Source organism: Phreatobacter aquaticus, from assembly GCF_005160265.1.
GTDB classification, from domain to species: domain Bacteria; phylum Pseudomonadota; class Alphaproteobacteria; order Rhizobiales; family Phreatobacteraceae; genus Phreatobacter; species Phreatobacter aquaticus.
This window is the reverse complement of sequence record NZ_CP039865.1, coordinates 2,815,442-2,841,367: the sequence shown is the minus strand read 5'-3', so window position 1 is coordinate 2,841,367 and position 25,926 is coordinate 2,815,442. Positions and strand designations below refer to the sequence as shown.

The window sequence follows — 25,926 nt, the reverse complement described above, 5'->3', positions numbered from 1 at the left end:
GATCGGCGCCAAACGGGAGCACAGGCCGCGATATCGCGATCACGTGACGAGCCGTGCTCCGAGCAACCTTCGGGCGTTCCGCGCGTTTGATTGATTGCATTGGGCGGGCGCGCTCGCTGCCAAGCTTGGCCCGGCGATCAAGGACGCAGTTTGAGGATACCAGCGCAGCCACGTGGAGGGACAGCCAGCGGCTTCACTGCGCCATGCCTGGTGGCAATGGTCATTGCGGCGCTGTTGAGCCTCGCTCCCGAAGGAGCCATGGCGCAGGGCCGACGCGCAAAGCCTCCGTCCTTCGCCGCGCCCGTGCCGGAACCCCGGCCCCGGACCGAGCTGACGCCGCCGGCCGCAACGCCTCCAGCCATCGTGCCTGCTGCCCCGGCCATTGAGCCAAGTGCCAATGGTGGGAGCGATGGTGATGTCGCCGCCTGCCACCGGGCCTTGAACGAGATGGGCGTGCGGTTCGCGCCCGCCGCCGCCCCCGAAGGCCAAGCGCAATGCCGGATCGACAATCCCGTCCGGATCGAAGCGATCAGTCTGGATGGACGCGTGGTGCGGTTGCCGGACAAGCCACTGCTCGCATGCTCACTGGCCCTCAGCCTCGCAAGCTTCACCCGCGACATCACCGCCCCCCTCGCCCGTGGTCTTGCCGATGACGCGCTGGTCGCGTTCGGCACGGGCAACGGGTTCGAATGCCGCTCGCGCAACCGGGCCGCCGGCGCAAAGATGAGCGCGCACGGAATGGGGCTGGCCGTGGATATCGCCTGGTTCGAACTAACCAGTGCTGGCCGCATCATGGTGGAGCGTCCGGCAACGCCGGTCGGTGCCCGGTTCATCGGCGCAGTCCGGAAGGCCGGTTGCGGCTGGTTCACGACGGTGCTGGGCCCGGGCTCCGACCCATCCCACGCCAACCATCTCCATTTCGACCGCGAGCGCCGCGGCCGCGATGGCCAGTCCCGCCTCTGCCAGTAATCCCCGTTGGCGGCAGCGAAAGCCTGTCTCCGTTCAGGCGGCCACGGCGGAGACATCTCGGAACAAGAAAGAGACCTCGCTCCGGCTCGGAGCGCCCGTTCCGGCCCGTCCAGGCGGAGACATCATGGAACAGGACAGAGACCTCTCTCCGGCCACGCGTCCGGCCGGGACTTGCCTCGGCACTCATTTCTCTTATAGTGGAACACAGTCTCACATAGCAGAGCATGGCCGCCATGGCTAAGGGAATGGACGCGCGATGAAGGCTCGCAAACCGCGCCCCGGTGACAATGGCGGCCCGCCGCTCGACGATTACGAAGGCCCACCCTGGGGCAAGGGCGATCCGCACATCTTCCTGCACTGGCAACGTGCCCACAGGGCGGCGTGGAAGAGCGTTTCTGCCGATGTCATGCGCTTCCGCATGGAGAAGGCCGACCGCCTCGGCCTGACCTATGAGGAATACAGCCTCGAGATCATGGAGCGCGGCCGCTACCTGCAGGTGGAGGACGTCGAGCGTATCGCGGAGATCAAGGCCGCTCGCCGCAAGCGCCGACGCAAGTCCGGTCCATGACTCCGGATGCGCCTCGTCAGCCGGCACATGACGGTTGGTCACAGGAAGGGGCTTAACGAAGCCCCTCGTCCCGTGTCAGCCTATGGCACGGGAGCATCTCATGACAGCCATCGCCGATCTCGACGCCTTCGCACTCGCCTCTGCCTTCAGGCGCAAGCAGCTTTCACCCGTGGAAGCCACCCGGGATGCCCTTGATCGGGCAGAGGCGTCGCAGCCGTCGATCAACGCCTTCGTGACCATCGACCGTCCGCGAACGCTGGCCTGGGCGGCCGAATCGGAGGCCCGCTGGCTGAAGGGCGAGCCGAAGAGCCGTTTTGATGGTGTGACCGTCACGGTGAAGGACAATATGGCGGTGGCTGGCTGGCCGTCGCGCAAGGGCTCCCGGGTCACCACATCCGCACCGGTCGATTTCAACGCGCCGGTCACCGCGCGTTGCCAGGAAGCAGGTCTGGTCGTGCTCGCGACGACAACCATGCCTGAATTCGGCTGGATCGGTCTGTCGACCTCGCCTCTGACCGGGATGACGCGCAATCCGTGGAACCGCGAGCGCACCGCCGGCGGATCGACGTCGGGCGGCGCTGCGGCCGCAGCGCTCGGGATCGGGCGGTTTCATCTGGGCTCCGACGGCCTTGGCTCGATCCGCATTCCCGCCGCCTATTGCGGGGTTGCCGGCCTCAAGCCGAGCTTCGGGCGGGTGGCCGCCTATCCCCTCTCGGTGATGGGCGAACTGTCGCATCTCGGGCCGCTGGCGCGCGAAGTTCGCGAGGTTGCCGGGCTGCTGTCGATCCTCTCCGGCCCCGACCATCGCGACCCGCTGGCCTGGAACACGGCCGCGCCCGATTTCTCCATTGGCCTGGAGGACGGGGTCAAGGGTCTGCGGATCGCCTACTCGCCCCGGCTCGGCTTCGCGACCAAGGTCGATCCCGCCGTGGAGAAGGCGGTGGCCGCAGCCGTCAAACGCTTCGAGGAACTGGGCGCGATCGTCGAGCAGGTCGATCCGCCGATCGGGGACCCGGCGCCGATTGCCTGGGACATCTGGAACGCCGGCGCGGCCCTGGCGCTGGCTCTCTTCTCCAAGGCCGAACTTGCTCAGATGGATCCGGGCCTGGTTGCCTGCGCGGAGATCGGCAAGGCCATGACGACCCCCGCCCTGCTGGACGCGCTGCTCTATCGCAGGACCAAGACGATCATCGCCATGGCCGAATTCCACGAGCGCTATGATCTGCTGATGACCCCGACCATGCCAACCGGAGCCATCCCGCTTGGCGCGGACCTGCCACCCGCGGGCTTTGCGGGCCATGCGGATTGGGGGCCGCTCTGGACCGACTGGTGCCCGTTCACGCCGCCCTTCAACGTCACACAGCAGCCCGCCGGCACGGTGCCTTGCGGCCTTGACGCCGATGGCCTGCCGATCGGACTGCAGATCGTCGGTCCGCGACGCAACGACGCAATGGTTCTGCAAGCCATGCGCGCATTCGAGAGCGTGGAACCATTCCACCGCGTGCAAGGGCACTGATGCAAGCCTTGATGCGTTCGAACGGCGCAGCACAGCCAATCCGCATTTGCACTCATTTTGGCCGCGGACTGCCTGCGGAACGGGATTGACTCTGTTGCGACAGGCGTCGTCTCATCCGGCGTCCAGAGCGGGTCGCCAATTCTCCGCTTGGCTGGTCTGGGAGTAGCCCTATGTCGTCCGTCAAATTGTCCCGCCGCACCGTCGTCGCCGGCGCTGCCGCTGCAGCTGGAGCGCTTTCGGCGACCAGCCAGGCAAGCGCCCAGGGCGCTGCCAATGTTCTCCGGGTGGTGATGCACTCGGATCTCCGGATCGTCGATCCGATCTGGACCACCGCCTATATCGTGCGCAACCACGGTTACATGATCTACGACACGCTGTTCGCCATGGACGCGCAGGGTCAGATCAAGCCGCAGATGGTGGATACGTTCACCGAGAGCGCCGACAAGCTCACCTATTCGTTCACGCTGCGCGATGGCCTCCTCTGGCACGACAACAAGCCGGTCACGGCGGAAGACTGCGTAGCCTCGATCAAGCGCTGGTCGGCACGCGATCCGCTGGGACAGACGGTCATGGGCTTCGTGGCGGAGATGACCGCCAAGGACGCCCGGACCTTCGAGATCAAGCTGAAGGAGCCGACCGGCCTCCTCATCTTCGCGCTCGGCAAGCCGTCGTCCAACGTTCCGTTCATGATGCCGAAGCGCGTCGCGGACACCGACCCGAACACGCAGATCTCCGAGTTCATCGGTTCCGGCCCGTTCGTCTTCCAGCGCGACGAATGGCGTCCGGGCGACAAGGCCGTCTACACCAAGTTCGCGGGCTACAAGCCGCGCCCCGAGCCGGCCTCCAGCCTCGCCGGTGGTAAAGTGGTCAAGGTCGACCGCGTTGAGTGGCGGGTCATCACCGACCAGCAGCAGGCGGTCAACGCTTTGCTGGCCGGCGAAGTCGACATCATCGAGGCTCCGAGCCACGATCTTCTGCCGCTGATCAAGGCGGACAGGAGCATCAAGATCTTCAACTGGAACCCGCTCGGCAACCAGTACACGATGCGGTTCAACCACACGACCGCACCGTTCAACAGCCAGAAGGTGCGGCAGGCCGCCCTCTATGCGCTGAACCAGGAAGACTTCCTCAAGGCCACGATCGGCGATGCCGAATATTACAAGGTCTGCAAGGCCATGTTCGTCTGCGGCTCGCCGCTCGAGACGCTGGCCGGCATGGAAGACAAGCTGGAATCGAATTTCGCCAAGTCGAAGCAGCTGCTGCAGGAAGCAGGCTACAAGGGCGAGCCGGTTGTCCTGCTGCACTCCACCGACCTTCAGGTTCTCACCAACCTGGCCCCGGTCGCCAAGGAGCTTCTGCAGAAGGGCGGCTTCACCGTCGACATGCAGTCGATGGATTGGCAGACCGTCGTTGCCCGCCGCGTCAAGCGTGACCCGCCGACCCAGGGTGGCTGGAGCGCCATGCTGACCTCGTGGGTCTCGGCCGATATCCTCAACCCGGTCATGGCCGGCTTCTTCAACTCCTCCGGTGACAAGGCGGCCTTCGGCTGGCCGACCGACCCGGAGATCGAAGCCCTGCGCGCCAGGTTCGCGCGTGCCAGCACCGCGGCCGAGCAGAAGCAGATCGCCGAGGCCGTCCAGCGCCGCGTCGCCGAGAACCCGACCCACGTGCATCTGGGCCAGTGGTACCTGCCGGGTGCCACGCGCCCGAACATCTCGGGCTGGCTCGCGGCCCCTGCGCCGGTGTTCTGGAACATCGAGAAGGCCCGCGCCTGATCAGCGGTCAAGGGCGGCCGGACTGATCCGGCCGCCACCTCCTCGAAGGATATCCGGCCAAGCATCTCATGATTTCCTACATCCTCCGCCGCCTCCTCGCGATCGTGCCCGTGCTGTTCACCGTCGCGGTGATGGTGTTTCTCATGCTGCGCCTGACGCCTGGCGACCCTGCGGCGATCATCGCCGGCGACAATGCGACAACGCAGCAGATCATCGATATCCGCACCAAACTCGGGCTAGAACAGCCGATCCTGCAGCAATTCTTCATCTGGCTGGGGAACATCGTCCGCGGCGATCTCGGCGAGAGCTTCTTCTTCCGCAAGACGGTCTGGGAACTGATTTCCGACCGCCTGGAGCCGACCTTCTCGCTCGCTCTTCTGACCATGATCATCGCGGTCGTTGTGGCGATCCCGCTGGGCGTGCTCGCAGCCTACAAGCAGGGCACCTGGATCGACCGGATCGTCATGGGATTCTCGGTGATCGGGTTCTCGGTGCCGGTCTTCGTGATCGGCTACCTGATGATCTATGTCTTCGCCATCAAGCTCGGCTGGTTTCCGGTCCAGGGCTACCAGCGCTTCGCCAACGGCATAGGCGGCTTCCTGCAGAGCCTCATCCTGCCGGCCTTCACACTGTCGGTCATCTATATCGCGCTGATCGCCCGTATGACGCGCACCAGCGTGCTGGAAGTGCTGAATGAGGACTATATCCGGACTGCCCGCGCCAAGGGGCAGACCGAGATCAAGGTGCTGTTCCAGCACGCCCTGAAGAACGCGGCCGTGCCGATTGCGACAGTCGTCGGCATCGGTGTCGCCCTGCTCATCGGCGGCGTCGTGGTCACCGAGAGCGTCTATTCGATCCCGGGCCTCGGACGACTGACGGTCGATGCGGTTCTGGCGCGCGACTTCCCGGTCATCCAGGCGATCATCCTCGCCTTTTCGCTCGTCTACGTGCTGATCAATCTGCTCGTCGACCTTTCCTACACGATCTTCGACCCGAGGATCCGCTATTGACCGTGCCTGCCCACATATCGCCCGCCGCCGGCGCAACGGAGACCGTGACCGCGGTTGCCGCTCGTCAAACGGTCGTGCGCAAGCTCCTGCGCAATCCGACCGTCATGGTCGGCGCCATCATCGTGCTTGTCATGGTGTTCATCGGCCTGATCGCGCCGCTGATCGCAACCAGCGACCCCAGCGGCATCAACCCGGCCGCCAGAAACCGCGTTCCCATGGCGGAATCGAGCTTCCGCACCGATGACGGAACGCGGAAGACCATGGTCCATTACATGGGCACCGACACATTGGGCCGCGATGTCTACTCGCGCGTCGTCTATGGCGCGCGCGTGTCGATCTTCATTGGCGTTGCGGTCTCTGTCCTGTCGGTGTCGATCGGCCTGTTCATCGGTTTGATGGCTGGCTATTTCCGCTGGCTGGACAGCGTGATCATGCGGATCATGGACGGCCTCATGGCCATCCCGGCGATCCTTCTCGCCATTGCGCTGGTGTCTCTATCGAGGGCGGGCGTCCTGACGGTCATTGTCGCGATCGTCGTGCCCGAAGTGCCACGGGTGGTCCGCCTCGTGCGGTCCGTCGTGTTGTCGGTGCGCGAGGAGCCCTATGTGGAAGCGGCCGTCATGTCGGGGACTCCGACCTATCTGCTGCTGATCCGCCACGTGCTGCCGAACACGGTCGCGCCCCTTCTGGTCCAGGGCACGTTCATCTGTGCCTCGGCCATTCTGGTGGAAGCCATCCTGTCGTTCCTCGGCATCGGCATTCCGCCGCAGATCCCGACCTGGGGCAACATCATGGCCGAGGGCCGTCAGCTGTTCCGCGTCTTCCCCCACAACATCCTGTTCCCCGGCATTTTCCTCGCCTTGACCGTGCTGGCGGTGAACATGCTCGGCGATGGTCTGCGTGACACGCTGGATCCGAAAATGGAGAAGCGCGGATGAGCGGCCCGGTCCTCGAAATCCGCAATCTTTCGGTTCGCCTGCCCAAGGGCGGCGATCGGGTGCATGCGGTGGAAGACGTTTCCTTCTCGGTCAATCCGGGCGAGATCGTTTGCGTTGTCGGTGAATCCGGCTCTGGCAAGTCGGTGACGGCGCATTCGGTCATGGGGCTTCTGCCCAAGGGCCAGCTTGCTGTCGATGGCGGGCAGATCCTGCTCGACGGCGAGGACATGGTGACCGCGCCGATGAGCCGCCTCCGCGCGCTGCGCGGCACCAAGATGTCGATGATCTTCCAGGAGCCGATGACGGCGCTGAATCCCGTCGTCACCTGCGGCGAGCAGATCGACGAGGTGCTGGAGATCCATACCGATCTCTCGCAGGCCGAGCGCAAGGAAAAGGTGCTGGCGGTGATGGAGGCCGTGCGCCTGCCTGATCCCGCGAAAATGTTCGACGCCTATCCGCACCAGCTTTCCGGCGGGCAGCGGCAGCGCATCATGATCGCGCAGGCCCTGGTCCTCGACCCCTCGCTCCTGATCGCCGACGAGCCGACCACGGCGCTCGACGTGACGACGCAGGCGCAGATCCTGAAGCTGGTTGCGGAAATGCAGCAGCGGCGGGGAACGGGCGTGCTGTTCATCACCCACGATTTCGGCGTGGTGGCCGAGATCGCCCACCGGGTGGTGGTGATGCAGAAGGGCAAGGTCGTCGAGACCGGTGCGGCCAAGGACGTGCTGACCCGGCCGCAGCACCCCTATACCCAGATGCTGATCAATTCCGTGCCGACCCTGACCCCGCCGCACCGCGAGGTGATGGAAGGGCCGATCGCGCTGGAGACGGTGAAGCTGAACAAGACCTATGGCGGCGGCGGCTTCTTCCAGAAGAAGCGGGAGGTGAAGGCTGCCTCCGATGTCGATATCCGCGTGCGCCGCGGCGAGACGCTCGGCATTGTCGGCGAGAGCGGCTCGGGCAAATCGACGGTTGCGCGTTGCATCGCCCGTCTGATCGAACCGACATCGGGAGCTATCCTGGTCGGCAACATGGACGTCGCGCTGATGTCCGAGCGGCAGTTGCGGCCGCATCGCAAGCACTGCCAGATCGTCTTCCAGGACCCGTACCGGTCGCTCAATCCACGCCGGCTGGTCGGCCAGTCGATCGTCGAGGGGCCGATCAATTTCGGCGTCTCACCCGCCGAGGCTCTGGAAAAGGCGCGCGACCTGATGGCGCTTGTCGGGCTGGCCCCCGATGCGCTCGACCGCTATCCGCATCAGTTCTCGGGCGGCCAGCGCCAGCGCATCTGCATCGCCCGGGCGCTTGCCATGGAGCCGGAAGTGCTGATTGCGGACGAGGCAGTCTCGGCGCTCGACGTGTCGGTGCAGAAGCAGGTCCTCGCTCTGCTGGATGACGTCCGCAAGAAGTTCGAGCTCGCCGTGCTGTTCATCACCCACGATCTTCGGGTGGCAGCGCAAATCTGCGACCGGATCGCGGTCATGCAGAACGGTGTGGTGGTTGAACACGGAAAGACGACGGAGATCTTCGCCAATCCGACCCACGCCTATACCAAGGCGCTGTTCGAGGCCGCACCGGGCAAGGATTTCGAGTTCGCCCGGGTCGCCTGACGCCGCACCCTTGGCGAAGCAGGCGTGACAGCGCTAGGCTTGGGCATGACGGATGCCGCAACATTGTCCCGCCGGATCGCGCAAGGGCGCGGTTCGGCACCCGCCGATCTGGTGATCCGGAACGTCCGGCTGCTTGATCTCGTCACCGGCGATCTCGTTCCAACCGATATTGCCATATGCGGCGACACGATCGTCGGGACCTATGGCGCCTATCAGGGCGCACGGGTGATAGAGGGGCGCGGGCGGATCGCGGTGCCCGGATTCATCGACACCCATCTGCATGTCGAATCCTCGCTGGTCACGCCGATGGAGTTCGACCGCTGCGTCGCAAGGCATGGGGTGACGACGGCGATCTGCGACCCGCACGAGATCGCCAATGTGCTGGGACGCGCCGCTTTCGACTATATGCTGGAGGGAGCGTCGCGGACAGTCATGGACCTGCGCGTCCAGCTCTCGTCCTGCGTGCCGGCAACCCATCTGGAGACCTCGGGGGCTCGCCTGGAGGCGGCCGACCTGATCGCCTACCGCGACCATCCCAAAGTGATCGGCCTCGCCGAATTCATGAATTTCCCCGGCGTGATCCATGGCGACGCGGGCTGCCTCGCCAAGATCGAGGCGTTTTCCGACCGGCATATCGACGGCCATGCGCCCCTGCTGCGTGGCCTTGATCTCAACGGCTATATCGCCGCCGGCATCCGCACCGACCACGAGACCACGACCTCCGACGAGGCGATGGAGAAGATCCGCAAGGGCATGACGATCCTGATCCGCGAGGGATCTGTGTCCAAGGACCTTCATGCTCTGGCACCGCTCCTGACGGTCGCGACCTCGCCGTTCCTCGCCTTCTGCACCGATGACAGGAACCCCCTCGACATTGCCGAAGAAGGCCATCTCGACTTCATCATCCGCACCGCGATCAAGCTGGGGGTGCCGCCGCTGGCCGCCTATCGCTCGGCCTCGCTGACGGCGGCAACCACCTTCGGGCTCAGGGACCGCGGCATGATCGCGCCGGGGAAACGCGCGGATATCGTGCTGCTCGACGATCTCGAAGCCTGCGCCGTATCCGACGTCTTCTGCGGTGGCGTGCGGATTGAGGAAGCGGCCTATGCCGGACGCCAGCCTGTCACGCCGGTCGGGCTCGACAGCATGAAGGCACGGCGCGTCTCGGCTGAGGATTTCCGCGTGCCGGCATCCATCGGCGCCGTCCCCGTCATCGGCGTGATGCCCGGCAAGATCATCACCCAGCACCTGATGATGGACCTGCCGGTCGCAGGCGGCTTCGTCGACATCGATCTCGGCCAGGATGCGGTCAAGGTGGCGGTCGTCGCCCGGCATGGCATCAACGACAATATCGGGCGCGGCTTTGTCCATGGCTTTGGCATGAAGCGCGGCGCCATTGCCTCGTCTGTCGGCCATGACAGCCACAATATTTGCGTGGTCGGCGCCGATGACGCCGACATGGCGATCGCGGTGAACCGCCTTGTGGAGATCCGCGGAGGCTTCGTGGTGGTGGAAGGCGGACAGGTCCGGGCCGAACTACCCCTGCCGATTGCCGGCCTGATGAGCGACCAGCCCTTCGAGAGCCTGATCACGCCGCTCGAAGATTTGCGCAAGGCAGCCAGGGCGCTGGGGGTCGTGTTGGCGGAACCCTTCCTGCAGGTCGCCTTCCTGCCGCTGCCGGTCATTCCGCATCTGAAGATCTCGGATCGCGGCATGGTCGATGTCGACCGCTTCGCGCTGATCTGAGGAAACGGGCGGAGTTTTCGGGTGTCGGGCAAGCGCGGCGCGTGAGACGAAATAGGCGTTGGAGAACGCCATGACGCCCTTTGCCCGCCTCTTTGCCACCGCCGGTCTTGTCCAGGCTGCCGACCAGATCGCCCTTGCCGCCCTGCCCGTCACAGCGGTTCTGGTTCTGCATGCCGGGCCAGGCCTGGTCGGCGCGCTGGTCGCGGCGCAAACGGCCGCCTGGCTCGTCGTGTCGCTGCCGGCCGGTGTGCTGGTCGACAGGAGTGACAAGCGGGTGGTGCTGCTGGCCGCCCTCACCCTCAGCGTGATCGCCATGGCTGCGGCGACGCTCGCGGCCTTCGCGGGAAGCCTGGCTATTCTGGCACTGGCGGCCTTCCTCGCGGCAGTCGGCACAGTGACCTTCGTGCTGGTCCAGATCGGCCTTGTGCCGCAACTGGTGGCCCCGGCAGAGTTTCCCAAGGCCAATGCCCGGATCGAACTGTCACGCGCGCTCGCGGCCACTGCCGCGCCCTTCGTCGTGGGATTTCTGGCCGAACGGCTGTCGCCTTTGGCAGGTTATCCTCTCGCGGCAAGCCTCGCGCTTGGCTCGCTCGCCCTCGCCTACGGATTGCGCCCGCCCGCATCGCGCATTGCGGCTCCCGAGAGGCCGCCGGTGACCCAGGCCATCGCTGAGGGCGCGCGATTCGTGCTCCGCGAGCCGATCCTCGGCGCCATCGGTCTCTGCGCGATCTTCTGGAACTTCGCCTTCGTGGCTCTGCTGGCGATCTTCGTGCCCTTCGCGCTCCAGCGCCTCGGCACCGATGTCGCCGGTGCGGGCCTTGCCCAGGGCATCAATGGGCTCGGCATGATCGCGGGGGCTGCGGCCGCTCCCTTCATCTTCGCGCGCGTCCAGCCGCGCACCGTCCTGCTGTTCGGCCCGATCTCTTCGACGATCGGAGCACTGCTGATGGTGCTGTCGCCCCGGATCGGCGGGCTGCCGGTGGCGGCGCTGGCCTTCGGGCTGATCGGCTTCGGGCCGATGCTCTGGCTGGTCATGCAGACATCGGTCCGCCAGACAGTGACGCCGGCCCATCTGATCGGCCGTGTGACCGCGACGATCCAGGTGGCGATTTATGGCATCAGGCCGATTGGCGCACTTGCCGGAGGACTTACCGCGCAGGTTTTCGGTCTCGATGCGGCGATGATGCTTGTGGCTGCTGCCTTTGCGATCTCGGCGCTGGTCTCGGTCGCCTCGCCTCTGGCCCGTCTGACGCACATGCCGACACCCTCCACTGCCCGATGAGCAGGTCGCCTATGACAGTTGGCCGCTTGGAGTTCGGCGAGATTTGCGTCTAAGACATCCGCGATCATCAAGTTTCGAGGAAGAGACGCCATGTCGGTTGCAGCACTTCACACCGCCCCCGGCTCCTATGTGAAGGACAACGAGGACTTCAACTGGGAAGACCCGTTGAACCTCGACAGCCAGCTCACCGAGGAAGAGCGCATGGTGCGCGACACCGCGCGCGACTATTGCCAGGAAAAGCTCCTGCCGCGCGTGACGTCGGCCTTCCTTGAGGAGCGGTTCGATCGCGAGATCATGACCGAGATGGGTGAACTGGGCCTGCTCGGCGCGACCATCCCCTCGGAGTTCGGCGGCGCCGATCTCGGCTATGTCGCCTATGGTCTGATCGCCCGCGAGGTCGAGCGCGTCGATTCCGGCTATCGCTCGGCGTGCTCGGTGCAGTCGTCGCTCGTCATGTATCCGATCTATGCCTATGGCTCGGACGAGCAGCGCCGCAAATATCTCCCGAAGCTCGCGACCGGCGAATGGGTTGGCTGCTTCGGCCTGACCGAGCCCGATGCCGGCTCCGATCCGTCGTCGATGAAGACCCGCGCCACCCGCGTCGATGGCGGCTTCGTGCTCAAGGGCTCGAAGATGTGGATCACCAATTCGCCGATCTCCGACGTGGCGGTCGTCTGGGCGAAGTCCGACGACGGCATCCGCGGGTTCATTGTCGAGCGCGGCATGAAGGGGTTCACCACCCCGAAGATCGAGGGCAAGGTGTCGCTGCGCGCCTCGATCACCGGCGAGATCGTGCTGGACGACGTGTTCGTGCCGGCCGAGAACATGCTGCCGAATGCCAAGGGCCTGTCCGGCCCGTTCGGCTGCCTCAACCGCGCCCGCTATGGCATCGCCTGGGGCGCCATGGGCGCTGCCGAAGATTGCTGGCACCGTGCCCGCCAGTACACGCTGGATCGCAAGCAGTTCGGCCGGCCGCTGGCTGCCACCCAGCTGGTGCAGAAGAAGCTTGCCGACATGCAGACCGAGATCACGCTCGGGCTTCATTCGGTGCTGCGTCTCGGCCGCATGATGGACGACCACACCGCGGCCCCGCCGGCGATCTCGCTGCTGAAGCGCAACAATTGCGGCAAGGCGCTGGATATCGCTCGCATGGCGCGCGACATGCACGGCGGCAACGGCATTTCGGCCGAATATCATGTGATCCGTCACATGGTGAACCTTGAGACGGTCAACACCTATGAGGGCGCCCATGACGTGCATGCGCTGATCCTCGGCCGCGCGCAGACCGGCATCCAGGCGTTCTTCTGATCTGAAACTCGACCAGAATCACGAAAAGGCCGGCCCTTTCGGGCCGGCCTTTGTCGTTGCGGGCACTCGCACACGCGGTCAGCGTGGACGCGGCAGTGGACGCGTCTGGATCGAGATCAGATAGGCGACGATGGCGGCCGCGCCTTCGCCGGAGAAGGTGAATTCGGGCATGGCCGGGTGGCCGGCCGAGAAGCCTTCGGCCAAGGCCTCCTCGAGCACATCCACGGGATAGCGCCGCCACAATTCCCGGAACACCGGAGCTCCCTGGAACGTGCTCGTGCCTGTGCGGTCAATGGCATGGCAGCGCGAACAGTTCTCGCGCACCAGCGTACGCCCGCGCTCGATCAGGGCGTTCTGCCGATGGCGGCGGTCGCTGGCCTCCGCAGGGGGCGAGAGAGCCAGAAACACAAGTGCGAGCGCGCCAAAGCGGACCATCGGCCAGATTCTCCATGCTGATTTGCGCCAGCATGGTTCACCGGCATCCGCGCCGCCTTGCGGTCCCTCAAGTCGCCAGCGCCACAAGCTCCGCCGTCAACGCCGATTGCGGATCTGCGAAGGGCAGGATGATGGTGAAATGGTTGGCACCCGGTACGACGATCTCCTTCGTCTCGGCACCCGCCGCACCCCAGCATTCGACCAGCGCGCGCGTCTGGCGATGGTATTCGCTGGATTCGTCGCCACCGACCACGGCCGTGACCTTGAGACCGACCGGCGGGGTCCAGACCAGCGGCGACATGCGGGAAGCGGCACCGACATCCATCCCGACCGCCTTGTTGACCGAGGTCTGCAGCAGAGGCGACAGGTGAAACAGGCCGGAGATGGGCATGGCTGCGGCGATGACCGGCTTGGCCTCGCCGATCCAGGACCAGTTGGCACCGGCCAGACAGGCGGCGAGATGTCCGCCTGCCGAATGCCCGAATGGCAGGACCATCCGGCCCGTCCGCTTGTGAAGCTCGCGGGCGCAGAGGATCGCCTGGTCGACGATGTCGCCCAGTTGGACCGCGGGGCAGAGGTCGTAGCTCATCACCGCGACATCCAGGCCGTGGGCATTGGCACCCCTTGCCATATGGCTTGCCCAGGACTTGTCGAGCGCCTGCCAGTAGCCGCCATGGATGAACAGCAGGACGGGTGCGCCGGGACGCGGCGTGGGGGCTGGAAACAGGTCGTAGCGGTGTCGCTCGCCCTGCCCGTAGGCTTGGTCCAGCTGGGCGTCCGGCCTGGAGGCGCGGAAGGCCGCGGCATCCGCCGCCCAGCCTGCCATCACCGCCGGATGCTCCGGCACCCGTGCCCGGTTGTTATATTCGACTTCCAGATCAATCGGCATGGCGGGAGATCCCAGCAGGTGAATTCCACAGCCCTTCGCCGACTTTGGCAGGGCGACAACAGTTTTGGGGGCGCGGCATTGACCGGCTGCGGCGCAGTCCGTAACGGGTAGCGCTGGCACCGTCCGGATCCGATCCCATGGCTTCGATCAAGCAAAAAGCGGCGCTCGCGTCCATCCTCATCACAGTCGTGCTGACCGCGGCGAAATTCGCCGTCGGCCTTGCCAGCGGGTCGATTGCGATCCTGGCAGAGGCAGCCCACGGCCTGGTCGACACGGCCGCAACCCTGCTCACCTTCTACGCGGTGCGGCTTGCCGACAAGCCCGCCGATGACGACCACCAGTACGGCCACGGCAAGGTCGAATCGCTGGCTGCACTGGCCGAGACGGCATTCCTGTTCCTCGTGTCCGGCATCGTCGTCACCGAGGCCGTGCGTCGCCTGACCGGCGGTGGCCATGCCGTCGAGGTGACGCCGATCATGGCCGGCCTGATGATCGGCGTCATCGCCGTGGACTTCTGGCGTGTCAGGGTGATGAGCCGGATCGCGGCGGAGACCGGCAGCCACGCGCTGGAATCGGGCGCGCTGCATTTCGCCGCGGATATGGCGAGTTCGGCGGTCGTTCTGGCAGGTCTCGGCTTCGTCTGGCTGGGTTTTCCGCTTGCCGATGCGATCGCCGCGATCATTGTTGCCCTGATGATCTGCGTCATGAGCTTCAGGCTTGGAAAGCGGACCATCGACGCCCTGATGGATCGCGCTCCGAAAGGCGCGACCGAAGCGATCCAGGAAGCCGTGGAAGCAGTGCCAGGGGTCGTGGAACTGGAGCAGGTGCGGGTTCGCGAGGCGGGTGCGGAGGTGCTGGCCGAGATCATCGTTGCGGTGAACCGCACGCTGCCGCTGGAACGCGTCGCGCAAATCAAGGCGTCGGTGGCGCGCGCCGCCGAGGCGGCGCATGCCGGCACCGTCGCAACCGTCACCGCCAATCCGATCGCCCTCGACGACGAGACCGTGATGGAGCGTGTGCACCTGACAGCGCGGACGGAAAGCCTCGCGGTGCACCATGTCACCGTGCAACATCTCGGCGACAAGCTGTCGATCGGGCTCGATCTGGAGGTCGACGGCGCGCTGTCACTGGGGGAGGCTCACGACGTCGCGAGCCATCTGGAGCAGGCGATCCGCGGCGAGTTGGGAACCGAGGTGGAGGTGGAAACGCATATCGAGCCGCTCCAGGTCGAAATGCTGGCTGGCACCGACTGCGATCCGGCCCTGCTCGCCGAATTGACCGCCAGCCTCTCGTCGCTTGCGGCGGAGGTCGGCACCATCACCGATGTGCACAGCGTCCGCGCCCGCCAGACCCGGCATGGGCTGGTGGTGAACTATCATTGCAGGGCCAATCCAGGTCTGCCGGTGAATGACGTCCATGACGCCGTGGACATGGTCGAGCGGCGCTTCCGGCGCGCCTTTCCGAAGGTGGTGCGGGTGGTTGGTCATACGGAACCGACCCGTTCCCTTCCCTCCCCGGCCACTGCGCCCTAGGCTCGGCCGACATCCGCGGCCCCTTGAGCCGCTTGCAGGATCATCCGTCATGCGCACCGATCAGGCCCAGCCTGTCAGGCTCTCCGAATATCGCGTCGCCAACCACAGTGTGACGACGGTTGCGCTCGATGTTGCGCTGGATCCGACTGCCACCCGCGTGAATGCCCGTATCGACGTCGTGCCACATCCGCAGGGCGTCGCCGGCGCGCCGCTGGTCTTCGACGGCGATGACCTGGTGCTGGTCTCGCTATCGGTTGACGGCGTGGCACTGCCCCCAGAGGGGTTTGAGGCGACACCCGAGCGCCTGACGATCTTCAATCCGCCGGCGCGCGCCTTTGCTCTCGAGATCGAGACCCGCATCAACCCAGAGGCCAACACGCAGTTGATGGGGCTCTATCGGTCTTCCGGCACGTTCTGCACGCAGTGCGAAGCGGAGGGCTTCCGCCGCATCACCTATTTCCCCGACCGGCCGGACGTGCTCGCCGTCTATACGACGCGGATCGAGGCTGACAGGGCGTTGGCGCCGGTGCTGCTGGGCAACGGCAATCTCGTCGAAACCGGAGACCTTGAGGACAACCGCCACTTCGCGGTCTGGCATGATCCACATCCCAAGCCGAGCTATCTGTTCGCGCTGGTGGGCGGAGATCTTGCCCATGTGGAGGACCATTTCACCACCCGCTCCGGCCGCGAGGTGGTGCTGCGCATCTATGTCGAACACGGCAAGGAAGGGCGCTGCGCCTATGCCATGGATGCGCTGAAGCGCTCCATGCGGTGGGACGAGGAGGTCTTCGGCTGCGAATACGATCTCGACATCTTCATGATCGTCGCGGTCGGCGACTTCAACATGGGGGCCATGGAGAACAAGGGCCTCAACATCTTCAACGACAAATACGTGCTGGCGCTGCCCGACACGGCCACGGATCAGGATTTCGCGCAGATCGAGGCGATCATCGCGCACGAATATTTCCACAACTGGACCGGCAACCGGATCACCTGCCGCGACTGGTTCCAGCTCTGCCTGAAGGAGGGCCTCACGGTCTTCCGGGATCAGGAATTCACCTCCGACATGCGCTCCAGGGCCGTGAAGCGGATCGCCGATGTCCGGCTCCTGAAAAGCGCCCAGTTCTCCGAGGATGCGGGCCCGCTCGCGCATCCGGTCCGGCCGGAGATCTACAAGGAGATCAACAACTTCTACACACCGACTGTCTATGAGAAGGGCGCGGAGGTCATCCGCGTTCTGAAGGTTCTGATCGGTGCGGAAGCCTTCAAGACCGGCCTCGATCTCTATCTGAAGCGCCACGATGGCGATGCGGCAACTGTCGAGGACTTCATCGCCTGCTTTGCTGAAGCCAGCGGCCGCGATCTCACCCAGTTCTTCCTCTGGTATCGCCAGTCCGGCACACCGGACGTGAGCGTCGAGACCCATCACGATGCGGTGGAAGGCACGTTCACGCTCGACATCCGCCAATCGCTTCGCCCGACACCCGGCCAGTCGATGAAGGAGCCGATGGTCATCCCGCTTGCGATCGGCCTGTTGGGGGAGGATGGCGTCGACCGGCCGCTCCTGACCGATGATGGCCAGCAGGTTGCAGGCGTCGTTGCGCTCAACGCGGAACGCCACCGCTTCACATTTTCCGGGCACCCGACAAGACCGGTTCTGTCGATCAATCGCGGCTTTTCAGCGCCCATCCGCCTGAAGACCGATCTGCGGAGAGAGGACCTCGCCTTCCTCGCCCGGCATGACAGCGACGCCTACAATCGCTGGCAGGCGATGCAGACGCTGGCGACCCAGTACCTCACTGACGCGAGCGAAGCCGTCCGCTCCGGCGGCGCCTCCCCCGCCCCCGACATTCTGCTGGAGGCGATGCGGGCAGCCCTTGCGGGGTCCGAACAGGACCCGGCCTTTGCAGCACAGGTCCTGACACTTCCCTCGGAGGCCGATATCGCCCGCGAGATCGGCACCAATGTCGATCCCAGCGCGATCTTCGCCGCACGCAGGGCCCTGCGCACCGCGCTGGCGCAGAGCCTTGGCGACAGCCTCTCAGGACTCATCGAGCGCCTGGCTCCAACCAGCAGCTATTCTCCGGACGCGATCTCCGCGGGCCGCCGGGCGCTGGCCAATGTCGCGCTCGACCTTTTGGCGGCGGCCGGCGATGCGGAGCGTCTTGCCGCCGTTGCCCGGCGCTTTCATGCAGCCGACAACATGACGGATCGGCTCGCGGCTCTCGCCGTACTCGTCCAGCATCAAGGGTCTGACCGCGAGGATGCGCTGGCAACGTTTGAGGAGCGGTTCCGCACCGATCCGCTGATCCTCGACAAGTGGCTGGCGCTGCAGGCAGGAATTCCCGAGGCTGGCACGCTCGATCGTGTCCGAGCGCTGATGAGCCGTCCCGGCTTCCACGCGACCAACCCCAACAGGCTTCGCTCCCTTGTCGGAAGCTTCGCGAGCCTCAATCCCACGCAGTTCAACCGGATCGACGGCCAGGGCTATGACTTCCTCGCCGAGGTCGTCATCGGGCTCGACACACGCAATCCCCAGGTTGCCGCCCGCCTTCTCGGGGCCTTCAAGAGTTGGCGGGCGCTTGAGCCGGCGCGCCGTGCGAAGGCAGAGGCTGCGCTCAAGCGCGTGAGCGAAACCGACGGCCTTTCGCCCGATGTTCGCGACATCGTGGACCGATCGCTCGCCTGACTCCATCCGATTGATTGTCTTGGGGTTTGTCTTCCTATCGCGTTAACGAAATATTTCCGTTTTGCCGATTCGCGGACTCTAGACAGCACGAGCCCAAATCGATTCTTATCAGGGTGATTCGAGGGGGCTTTCGGCCCCGCGAGATACTGAAATCATCCAGATTCGACGGGGGTACCGCCGATGGCGCGCATCACAGCGCCCAGCGCGGAAGCGCGGAATCATGCTCATGGGTTGCGTGGCTTCAAGCGACCGATCAATGCATCGATCGAGACATGGCTCGCCCCCTACGAGCCTTTGCTTCGCCGACTTGTGCCGACCCTGATCCTGGCCTTCCTGGTCGTGATGGGCGCCGGCGCCATCCTTCAGATCTATAACGGTCGCGTCGATGCCATGGCCTCGGCCAGGACAGACCTCTCAGCCACAGCGGCAACGCTCGGCGACGAGATCGACCGCAGCATCGCCGCTCATCCTTCCCTTGGCATTGCCAATGGCCAGATCGCGATAGACGCCATCCCGGCCCGAGCCGTCAGCTATCCCAACCGCTTCGTTCTCGCCACGGGCAGCGACGGCAGGATCGTGGCGGTGGCGCCCTTGTCGGCACGCCCGCTCTTCGTTGGGCGTGATATCGCCGACATCCTCGGCGATTCTGTCGAGACGGTTCACCATCAATCGAGCGCCGGAACCGCGCCGACCCTCACGCTCGTGGACGGCACCGATGCCATCGTCGCATCGCGGGCGCTCGACCGGCCAATGGGTCGCATCTACGTGATCCAGAATGCCGGAGATGCGCTTGCCGCCTGGATGAGGTCGGCCCTGCTCACCGGCACCCTGTTTGCGACGACAGGCCTGCTGCTGCTCATTCTCGGCGCCGCCTTTCACGTCCAGACGGTTCGCGCCGTGACGGCTGACATGATCAACCAGAATGCCCGCGCAACCATCGACGCAGCCCTGGAAAGCGGCCGGTGCGGCCTGTGGGACTGGCAGATCGGGTCGAGCCAGCTCTTCTGTTCCGCATCCATGTTCGAGCTGCTCGGCATGGAAGGCCGCGAGGGCCTGGTCACCATCTCCGAGCTTGAACCCCTCCTGCATCCTGACGACGCCTATCTCGGCGCGATTGTCAGCATGAAGGACCTCGATCCCCGGCAGCCCGTCGACTTCCAGTTTCGGATGCGCCACGTCGACGGCTCCTGGCACTGGCTGCGCGCACGCGGTCGTGGCCTGTCGATTGCCGGCGTGAAGCAATCCCGCTTCGTCGGCATCATCGTCGACATCACGGAACAGGTCGAAACAGCCGAACGCAACGCGGCGTCCGATCTGCGCATCCGCGAAGCGATCGAGACCATTTCGGAAGCCTTCGTCGTCTGTGACGACAAGGAGCGGATCGTGGTGTGCAATTCCAAGTTCCGCCAGCTCAATGGGCTGAGCGAGGACGCCGCTCGCCCTGGCCTGCACTATCACGAAGCGCTGGCCAACGGCGGTGGCGCCAAGGTTGTCGATGGACGCGTACTCGACTCCCGCGAAGAGATCAGCGGCCGCGATCTCGAGGTTCATCTCGCCGATGGTCGCTGGCTGCAGATCAGCGAACGGCGCACGGCCTGCGGTGGCTTCGTGTCGGTCGGAACCGACATTACTGACCTGAAGCGTCACGAAAGCGAACTGACGGCTGGCGAGCAGCGGCTGAAGGCGAGCATCGCCGACCTCCAACGCAGCCAATATGCCCTGGAAATCCAGACCCAGCAGCTCGCCGAACTGGCCGAGAAGTACAGCGAGCAAAAGACCCGCGCAGAGGAGGCCAACCAGGCCAAGTCCGAGTTCCTCGCCAATATGAGCCATGAGCTCCGCACGCCGCTCAATGCCATCATCGGCTTCTCGGAAATCCTCAAGGAAGGCCATTTCGGGCCGATCGGCGTGTCAAAATATGGCGAATATGCCCGGGACATCTACGATTCCGGCCATTTCCTGCTGTCGGTGATCGACGATATCCTCGACATGTCGAAGATCGAGGCCGGTCGCCTCAAGCTCCAGCCCTGCCCGACCCGCCTGGAGGACATGCTCGATGAAGCCATGCGCGTCGTCGCCAAGATGGCATCCGACAAGCAGATCATCATCGAAGCCGAGATTCCCGAGGGCATGGAAATCCTCGCTGACCGGCGGGCGATCAAGCAGATCGCGATCAACCTCCTGTCGAATGCTGTGAAGTTCACGCCTGTGGGCGGCATGGTGTCGGTGCGGGCCCGCAAGGCACGTGGTGTGGTGGCACTGGCGATCGAGGACACCGGGATCGGCATCCCCCGCCATGCCATCCGCAACCTCGGCAAGCCGTTCGAACAGGTCCAGAGCCAGTTCTCCAAGAACCACAAGGGCTCCGGCCTCGGCCTAGCCATCGCCAAGTCGCTGGCGGAAATGCATGGGGGTTCTCTGAAGATCAGGTCGACCGAAGGCCGTGGAACCACAGTCGTCGTTCGTCTGCCGATCGACGGCCCTGCCGGCTTGACCATCGAGCAGACAGCGTCGAAGCGCGCGGCTTGATAGTGCAACAGCGATACGAGCCGCCTGGCCTCAGACCGGCCCGACAATCTGCACGAAGGCCTTCCTGACAGCCTTCTGGACCTCGCTCACATGGGCATCGAGGATCGCGAAGTCCGGCAGTTCGCCAGCGCGCGCCAGCAGGCGCTTCAGGCCCGGCGCGGCCGTTGAGGGATCAAAGCCATCGACCAGGCACAGCCGGATGATCTGGGTCAGGCGTTGATAGAGCCGGCATGCCGCCCTGAGCGTGTCGCCGTCCTGCGCCTTGACCAGCTTCAGCTGAGCCGCCTTGTCGAGAACACGGGCTGTATTCTGGTCGAGGATTTCCGGGTGCTTGGCGCCATGGACGAGCTGCAGCGCCTGCGCGACAAACTCGATGTCGATCAGCCCGCCACGGACATATTTGAGATCCCAGCGCTCATCGTCGCCCTTGTCCTCGGCAATGGCGGTGCGCATGTCGATGACATCACCCAGCGTGCGCTTGGGCGACCGCTTGGCAGCGAGCACCTCGCGAATGGCGGCCTCGACCTCCTCGCCGAAGCCGGGGCTTGCCGCGATCACCCGCGCCCGGGTCAGCGCCATGTGCTCCCAGGTCCAGGCCTCGTTCGCCTGATAGGCGCGGAAACTCTCGAGCCGGGTTGCAACCGGACCCGAGCGGCCTGACGGCCTCAGGCGCAGGTCGACATCGTACAGCACCCCCTCACTCGTCGGCACCGACAAGGCGCTGACGAGCCGCTGGGTCAGGCGGGCAAAATAATGGCTGCCGACCAGCGGCCGCTTGCCGTCCGAGGAGTACTCGTCGGGATCGTGGTCATAGAGGAGGATGAGGTCGAGGTCGGAGCCCGCCGTCATCTCGCGGCCACCAAGCTTGCCCATGGCGAGGACCGCCGTGCGCATGCCCTTGATGCGGCCATGCGCCTCGATCATCTGATCGCTGACAATCCGATAGAGCGCGACGATCAGCTGCTCCGCCAACCGGGCAAAGGCCTGGCCTGCCGCCTCGGCTGAAACCGTGCCGGCCAGGACCCGAACGCCGGTCAGGAACAATTGCTCCTGGCCGAAGATGCGCACGCGATCGAGCACTTCCTCGGGATGGCGGGCGAGCGCAATGGTTGCGGCGATCCGCCGGACAAGGTCCGCGTCCGTCGGCAGGTCACCGAAGAAGTCCGGCTCCAGGAGCGCGTCCAGCACGTGAGCCCGCCGCCCCAGCAGATCGGCAAGGCGCGGCGCCGATCCAAGGATTTGCGAGATCAGTTCGAGCAGATCGGGATGGGCACGCAACAGGGCGAGGAGTTCGATGGGTTGGGAATGGCGGGTCAGGAGCCGGTCGAAGGCGCGGAGGCCCAGATCGGCATCGCCTGTACGCGACAGGGCCTCGATCAATGCCGGTGCCAGTTCCGCCACCCGGTCGCGGGCCTCCCGGGCCCTGAGGCCGCCGGTGCGTGCGCCCTGCCAGGCTCTGACTGTCGCAATGACCGCCGGCGGCTCCTGGAAACCAAGATCGGCGAGGGCGGCCAGGGTCGAGCTTTTTGGGGGATCCGCCAGCAGATCGAGGTTGCCCTTGACCTCGGACATCGGTGGCAGGCTCTCGAACAATTGGGCATAGGCCGCTTCGACCGGCCGCAATTCAGCCGTCAGGGCTTCCGCGAATTGTGCACGCCCCTTGTAGCCAAGGAAGCGGGCGATCCGCTCGACGTCCTCGGCCGCCTCCGGCAGGCTGTGGGTCTGCTCATCGGCGACCATCTGCAGGCGATGCTCGACCTTGCGCAGGAACCGATAGGCCTGTTCGAGCTTCTCGCGTGTGTCCGGCTTGACCCAGCCGGCCTCCCGCAGGCGCTCAAGCCCGGTCAGCGTATCCTTGACCCTGAGGCTCGGATTGCGACCGCCGGCGATCAGCTGCTGGGTCTGGACGAAGAACTCAATCTCGCGGATGCCGCCACGCCCGAGCTTGATGTTGTGGCCTTCGACCGCCAGGGCGTCATGGCCGCGGAAGGCGTGGATCTGCCGCTTCATCGCATGGACATCGGCAACGGCTGTGTAGTCGAGATAGCGGCGCCAGACGAAGGGCTCCATCTCGCGCAGGAAGGCCACACCCGCATCGATGTCGCCTGCGCAGGGTCTCGCCTTGATGAAGGCCGAGCGCTCCCAGGTCTGGCCGAGGGTCTCGTAATAGTGGAGCGCTGCCGGCACCGAGATGGCGATCGCGGTTGATCCCGGATCGGGCCGAAGCCTGAGATCCGTGCGGAACACGTAGCCGTCGGCAGTGCGCTCTTGCAGGATCTTGGCCAGCCGCTGCGTCAGGCGGATATAGGCCGGCTGGGGTTCCTTCCCCGGCTTGAACGGCGCCTTGTCCGGATCGAAGAAGACGATGAGGTCGATATCGCTGGAGTAGTTCAGTTCATGGGCGCCGTGCTTGCCCATGGCCAGCACGATATAGCCGGAGCAGCGCTCCGGCGCCGTGGGATCGGCCGGCCGCAAAGTCCCGGCTTCCGCCAGTTCGCGCAGCAGGTGGCCAACCGCCTCACTGACGGCGAGATCGGCCGTGCGGGTCAAGGCGCCGGTGATCGCCTCCAACGGCCAGACATCGCCGATATCAGCCATGGCGACCAGCAGGGCGACCCGCGAGCGGAAGCGCCGCAAGGCCAACCCGACCGCTGCATCGTCTGGCGCGGCACGGCATTCCGATGTGGCCTCATTGGCAAGTCGCTCGAAACAGTCTTCCGGCGGCTCATCCAGGGCGGACAGCAGGAACAGGGGATCGTGCCGGGCAATGCTGGTGAGGAAGGGCGAATGGGCCAGGATGCCCGCAACCAACGCGCGGGCCTTGGGCGCCTTGAAGCAGGTCTCGAGCCCGGCAACGGCATTGGCGTCATCGATACCGGCGAGATAGCCGGCCAGAAGCTTTGCTGCCGTCATGCCTTTTGGCAGGACCGGCGCCGTGGCGATCCGGTCGATCAGCTTGCCGTTCCGATCAGACTTTTCCATGCGCATGACTTGCTTCGTCCACCCAGCGTGGCAGACGTAGCACGACCTTGAGGCCCGGCCCATTGTCGGCCAGCGTCAGACTGCCGCCATGGAGGCGGGCGACGGCGGCGGCGAGGCTTAAGCCCAGGCCCGAACCCGGCCGCGAGCGGCTTGTCTCCAGCCGCACGAAGCGTTCGAGCACACGCGCATGGTCGGCCTCCGCGATGCCGGGACCGCGATCTGCAACGGTCAGAATCGCAAAGCCGTCCTCGGCCCTGGCGGAGAGCTCGATCCGGGCATCGCTGCCTTCGGTCCGGCCGTACTTGATCGCGTTATCGACGAGATTGGAAACGACCTGGCCGATCAGTTCGCGGCTGCCGAGAATGCGGACCGGCTCCGCCGATACCGAGAGCGACATGCCGGCTTCCTCGGCCGAGGGTTCGTAGAGCTCGCCGAGGCCAGAGACCACCTCGCCGAGATCGAGCGGCGCCATGCCCTCGCGCTGGTTGCCGGCTTCGGCGCGCGCGATCATCAGCAGAGCGTTGAAAGTGCGAATGAGGCCGTCGGATTCGTCGATGATGCCGCCGAGCGCTGCCTTGAAGGCGTCATCCCCGGACGCCGTGCGCAGCGCCTCCTCGGCGCGATTGCGCAGCCGGGTCAGCGGCGTCTTCAAATCATGGGCGATGTTGTCGGAGACCTCCTTCATGCCGGTCATCAGCGTCTCGATGCGGGCCAGCATGACGTTGAGGCTGCCGGCAAGGCGGTCGAGTTCGTCGCGTGTGCCGGCAACCGGCAGGCGCCCGGAGAGATCGCCGGCCATGATGCGCTGGGAGGATTCGGTCATGGCGTCGATGCGCTTCAGCACGCGCCGGGTGACGAAATAGGCGCCGATGAGCCCCAGCACGAGCGCGAAGAGCAGCGAGAGCCTGAATCCGCGCCCGAAGATTTCGCGCATTCGATCGCGCTCCTCGAGATCGCGGCCAACCAGAAGGCGGAAGCCGCCGGGCAGGCCATAGACCTGGGCGAGCGCACGGTGCGGCTTGGTCGGCGAGGTCTCGTCGGCCCGGCGATAATCGGTCTCGATCCATCCCTGCAGGCCGAGCGTGCCGGGGGGCAGATCGCCGATATTGCCGCCGACCACCTCACCCGAGAAGGTCGCAACCATGTAGAGCGACGCACCGGGGCGGCGGGCCCGCTCGTCGATGACATTGACCAGGCGCCGGATGCCGCCGATCGCATATTGCTCGGCGAGGCCGCGCACCTCGGCCTCGACCGTTTCGGTGATCTGGTCGGTGAACAGGCGCTGCGTCGCAAAGCCGAGCGAGCCGATCACCACGCCCGCGAACAGGACGAAGATGAACAGGTAGGCGGCGATGATCTTGAACGCCGTCGTGCTCAGCAGCGTACGCAGACGGTTCACGCGCGCACCGAATAGCCCGCGCCGCGGATGGTGTGGATCAGCGGCCGGTCGAAGCCCTTGTCGATCTTGGACCGCAGCCTGGACACATGGACATCGATGACATTGGTCTGGGGATCGAAATGATAGTCCCAGACATGTTCAAGCAGCATGGTGCGGGTCACCACCTGTCCGGCATTCTTCATCAGATATTCGAGCAGCCGGAATTCACGCGGTTGCAGCAGGATTTCCTCGCCCGCCCGCGCCACGCGATGGGTCAGACGGTCCAGTTCGAGGTCGCCGACGCGGTAGAGCGTGTCCGGAGCTCCGGTTGCCCGGCGGCGCGACAGGACTTCGACCCGCGCCAGAAGCTCGGAAAAGGAATAGGGCTTCGGGAGATAGTCGTCGCCACCGGCCCTGAGACCTTTGACCCGGTCGTCGACCTGGCCGAGCGCCGACAGGATCAAGACGGGTGTCTCGCGCCCCTTGCGGCGGAGTTCGCCGATCAGGCTCAGGCCGTCGCGCTTGGGCAGCATGCGGTCGATGACCAGGACGTCGTAGGGGCCGTCCTCGGCCAACGCCAGCCCGGTTTCGCCATCGGCCGCGTGATCGGCGACATGGCCGGCCTCCCTGAAGGCCTTGACGAGATAGGACGCCGCGTCGCGGTCGTCCTCGACGATGAGAATACGCATGACCCGCATCGTATACGCGCTCGGCGGCGCTTCGCCACTCGGCTCGTCAGCTGGATCAACGCCAAACGGGACGGCCGG

Annotated in this window: 18 protein-coding genes; 13 read left to right on the top strand and 5 right to left on the bottom strand. The window is 65.4% G+C overall.

Going from position 1 to position 25,926, the window contains the following annotated elements; translation table 11 throughout:
- Positions 1-216 precede the first annotated feature (216 nt).
- The 10 genes from E8L99_RS13320 (at position 217) to E8L99_RS13275 (ending at position 12,725) form a co-directional block, all read left to right on the top strand.
- Complete coding sequence (locus tag E8L99_RS13320) at positions 217-969, top strand: extensin family protein (RefSeq protein WP_315862585.1); 753 nt, start codon at positions 217-219, stop codon at positions 967-969.
- A gap of 256 nt (positions 970-1,225) precedes the next feature.
- Positions 1,226-1,537: a hypothetical protein gene (locus tag E8L99_RS13315; RefSeq protein WP_137099999.1), complete on the top strand. Its 312-nt coding sequence runs from the start codon at positions 1,226-1,228 to the stop codon at positions 1,535-1,537.
- Between the two features lie 100 nt (positions 1,538-1,637).
- Entirely contained in the window at positions 1,638-3,053 is a 1,416-nt protein-coding gene (locus E8L99_RS13310; RefSeq protein ID WP_137099998.1) for an amidase, read from the top strand.
- Between the two features lie 170 nt (positions 3,054-3,223).
- Positions 3,224-4,828 (top strand): ABC transporter substrate-binding protein, encoded by a 1,605-nt coding sequence (locus E8L99_RS13305; protein WP_137099997.1) that lies wholly within the window; start codon positions 3,224-3,226, stop codon positions 4,826-4,828.
- A gap of 68 nt (positions 4,829-4,896) precedes the next feature.
- Positions 4,897-5,838: an ABC transporter permease gene (locus E8L99_RS13300; protein ID WP_137099996.1), complete on the top strand. Its 942-nt coding sequence runs from the start codon at positions 4,897-4,899 to the stop codon at positions 5,836-5,838.
- On the top strand, positions 5,835-6,776 hold the full coding sequence (locus tag E8L99_RS13295) for an ABC transporter permease (protein ID WP_391527447.1): 942 nt from the start codon (positions 5,835-5,837) through the stop codon (positions 6,774-6,776). The genes E8L99_RS13300 and E8L99_RS13295 overlap by 4 nt, the downstream gene beginning before the upstream one ends.
- Positions 6,773-8,389, top strand: a complete 1,617-nt coding sequence (locus E8L99_RS13290; RefSeq protein ID WP_137099995.1) for an ABC transporter ATP-binding protein — start codon at positions 6,773-6,775, stop codon at positions 8,387-8,389. The genes E8L99_RS13295 and E8L99_RS13290 overlap by 4 nt, the downstream gene beginning before the upstream one ends.
- Positions 8,390-8,434: 45 nt before the next feature.
- Complete coding sequence (ade, locus tag E8L99_RS13285; protein ID WP_137099994.1) at positions 8,435-10,135, top strand: adenine deaminase; 1,701 nt, start codon at positions 8,435-8,437, stop codon at positions 10,133-10,135.
- Positions 10,136-10,205: 70 nt separating this feature from the next.
- Positions 10,206-11,417 (top strand): MFS transporter, encoded by a 1,212-nt coding sequence (locus tag E8L99_RS13280; RefSeq protein WP_137099993.1) that lies wholly within the window; start codon positions 10,206-10,208, stop codon positions 11,415-11,417.
- 90 nt (positions 11,418-11,507) lie between these two features.
- The gene (locus E8L99_RS13275) at positions 11,508-12,725 is read left to right on the top strand and encodes an acyl-CoA dehydrogenase (RefSeq protein WP_137099992.1); all 1,218 of its coding nucleotides are present in this window, start codon (positions 11,508-11,510) and stop codon (positions 12,723-12,725) included.
- A 78-nt stretch (positions 12,726-12,803) separates the two neighbouring features.
- On the opposite strand, the gene E8L99_RS13270 is transcribed toward E8L99_RS13275, so the two are convergent.
- Both E8L99_RS13270 and E8L99_RS13265 read right to left on the bottom strand, forming a co-directional pair.
- Positions 12,804-13,160: a c-type cytochrome gene (locus tag E8L99_RS13270; RefSeq protein WP_137099991.1), complete on the bottom strand. Its 357-nt coding sequence runs from the start codon at positions 13,158-13,160 to the stop codon at positions 12,804-12,806.
- Positions 13,161-13,227: 67 nt separating this feature from the next.
- The gene (locus E8L99_RS13265) at positions 13,228-14,049 is read right to left on the bottom strand and encodes an alpha/beta hydrolase (protein ID WP_137099990.1); all 822 of its coding nucleotides are present in this window, start codon (positions 14,047-14,049) and stop codon (positions 13,228-13,230) included.
- A 137-nt stretch (positions 14,050-14,186) separates the two neighbouring features.
- Here E8L99_RS13265 and E8L99_RS13260 point away from each other — a divergent pair, with 137 nt between their 5' ends.
- The 3 genes from E8L99_RS13260 (at position 14,187) to E8L99_RS13250 (ending at position 20,799) form a co-directional block, all read left to right on the top strand.
- Positions 14,187-15,581 (top strand): cation diffusion facilitator family transporter, encoded by a 1,395-nt coding sequence (locus E8L99_RS13260; protein ID WP_137099989.1) that lies wholly within the window; start codon positions 14,187-14,189, stop codon positions 15,579-15,581.
- A gap of 49 nt (positions 15,582-15,630) precedes the next feature.
- The gene (gene pepN / locus E8L99_RS13255; RefSeq protein WP_137099988.1) at positions 15,631-18,270 is read left to right on the top strand and encodes an aminopeptidase N; all 2,640 of its coding nucleotides are present in this window, start codon (positions 15,631-15,633) and stop codon (positions 18,268-18,270) included.
- Positions 18,271-18,564: 294 nt separating this feature from the next.
- Positions 18,565-20,799 (top strand): sensor histidine kinase, encoded by a 2,235-nt coding sequence (locus E8L99_RS13250; RefSeq protein ID WP_168201668.1) that lies wholly within the window; start codon positions 18,565-18,567, stop codon positions 20,797-20,799.
- A 30-nt stretch (positions 20,800-20,829) separates the two neighbouring features.
- Here the strand turns inward: E8L99_RS13250 and E8L99_RS13245 are convergent, their stop codons facing one another.
- From E8L99_RS13245 to E8L99_RS13235, 3 genes are read right to left on the bottom strand one after another with little or no spacing between them, the layout of a single operon-like run.
- Entirely contained in the window at positions 20,830-23,781 is a 2,952-nt protein-coding gene (locus E8L99_RS13245) for a bifunctional [glutamine synthetase] adenylyltransferase/[glutamine synthetase]-adenylyl-L-tyrosine phosphorylase (protein ID WP_252511105.1), read from the bottom strand.
- Entirely contained in the window at positions 23,768-25,180 is a 1,413-nt protein-coding gene (locus E8L99_RS13240; RefSeq protein ID WP_137099985.1) for a sensor histidine kinase, read from the bottom strand. The genes E8L99_RS13245 and E8L99_RS13240 overlap by 14 nt, the downstream gene beginning before the upstream one ends.
- Positions 25,177-25,857, bottom strand: coding sequence for a response regulator transcription factor (locus E8L99_RS13235; protein ID WP_137099984.1), 681 nt, complete (start codon positions 25,855-25,857; stop codon positions 25,177-25,179). The genes E8L99_RS13240 and E8L99_RS13235 overlap by 4 nt, the downstream gene beginning before the upstream one ends.
- Positions 25,858-25,926 lie beyond the last annotated feature (69 nt).

Bases quoted from the DNA above. Each gene is read 5' to 3' on its own strand.
- E8L99_RS13320 (WP_315862585.1), top strand. From the start codon at position 217: ATGGTCATTGCGGCGCTGTTGAGCCTCGCTCCCGAAGGAGCCATGGCG.
- E8L99_RS13315 (WP_137099999.1), top strand. From the start codon at position 1,226: ATGAAGGCTCGCAAACCGCGCCCCGGTGACAATGGCGGCCCGCCGCTC.
- E8L99_RS13310 (WP_137099998.1), top strand. From the start codon at position 1,638: ATGACAGCCATCGCCGATCTCGACGCCTTCGCACTCGCCTCTGCCTTC.
- E8L99_RS13305 (WP_137099997.1), top strand. From the start codon at position 3,224: ATGTCGTCCGTCAAATTGTCCCGCCGCACCGTCGTCGCCGGCGCTGCC.
- E8L99_RS13300 (WP_137099996.1), top strand. From the start codon at position 4,897: ATGATTTCCTACATCCTCCGCCGCCTCCTCGCGATCGTGCCCGTGCTG.
- E8L99_RS13290 (WP_137099995.1), top strand. From the start codon at position 6,773: ATGAGCGGCCCGGTCCTCGAAATCCGCAATCTTTCGGTTCGCCTGCCC.
- ade (WP_137099994.1), top strand. From the start codon at position 8,435: ATGACGGATGCCGCAACATTGTCCCGCCGGATCGCGCAAGGGCGCGGT.
- E8L99_RS13280 (WP_137099993.1), top strand. From the start codon at position 10,206: ATGACGCCCTTTGCCCGCCTCTTTGCCACCGCCGGTCTTGTCCAGGCT.
- E8L99_RS13275 (WP_137099992.1), top strand. From the start codon at position 11,508: ATGTCGGTTGCAGCACTTCACACCGCCCCCGGCTCCTATGTGAAGGAC.
- E8L99_RS13270 (WP_137099991.1), bottom strand. From the start codon at position 13,160: ATGGTCCGCTTTGGCGCGCTCGCACTTGTGTTTCTGGCTCTCTCGCCC.
- E8L99_RS13265 (WP_137099990.1), bottom strand. From the start codon at position 14,049: ATGCCGATTGATCTGGAAGTCGAATATAACAACCGGGCACGGGTGCCG.
- E8L99_RS13260 (WP_137099989.1), top strand. From the start codon at position 14,187: ATGGCTTCGATCAAGCAAAAAGCGGCGCTCGCGTCCATCCTCATCACA.
- pepN (WP_137099988.1), top strand. From the start codon at position 15,631: ATGCGCACCGATCAGGCCCAGCCTGTCAGGCTCTCCGAATATCGCGTC.
- E8L99_RS13245 (WP_252511105.1), bottom strand. From the start codon at position 23,781: ATGGAAAAGTCTGATCGGAACGGCAAGCTGATCGACCGGATCGCCACG.
- E8L99_RS13235 (WP_137099984.1), bottom strand. From the start codon at position 25,857: ATGCGGGTCATGCGTATTCTCATCGTCGAGGACGACCGCGACGCGGCG.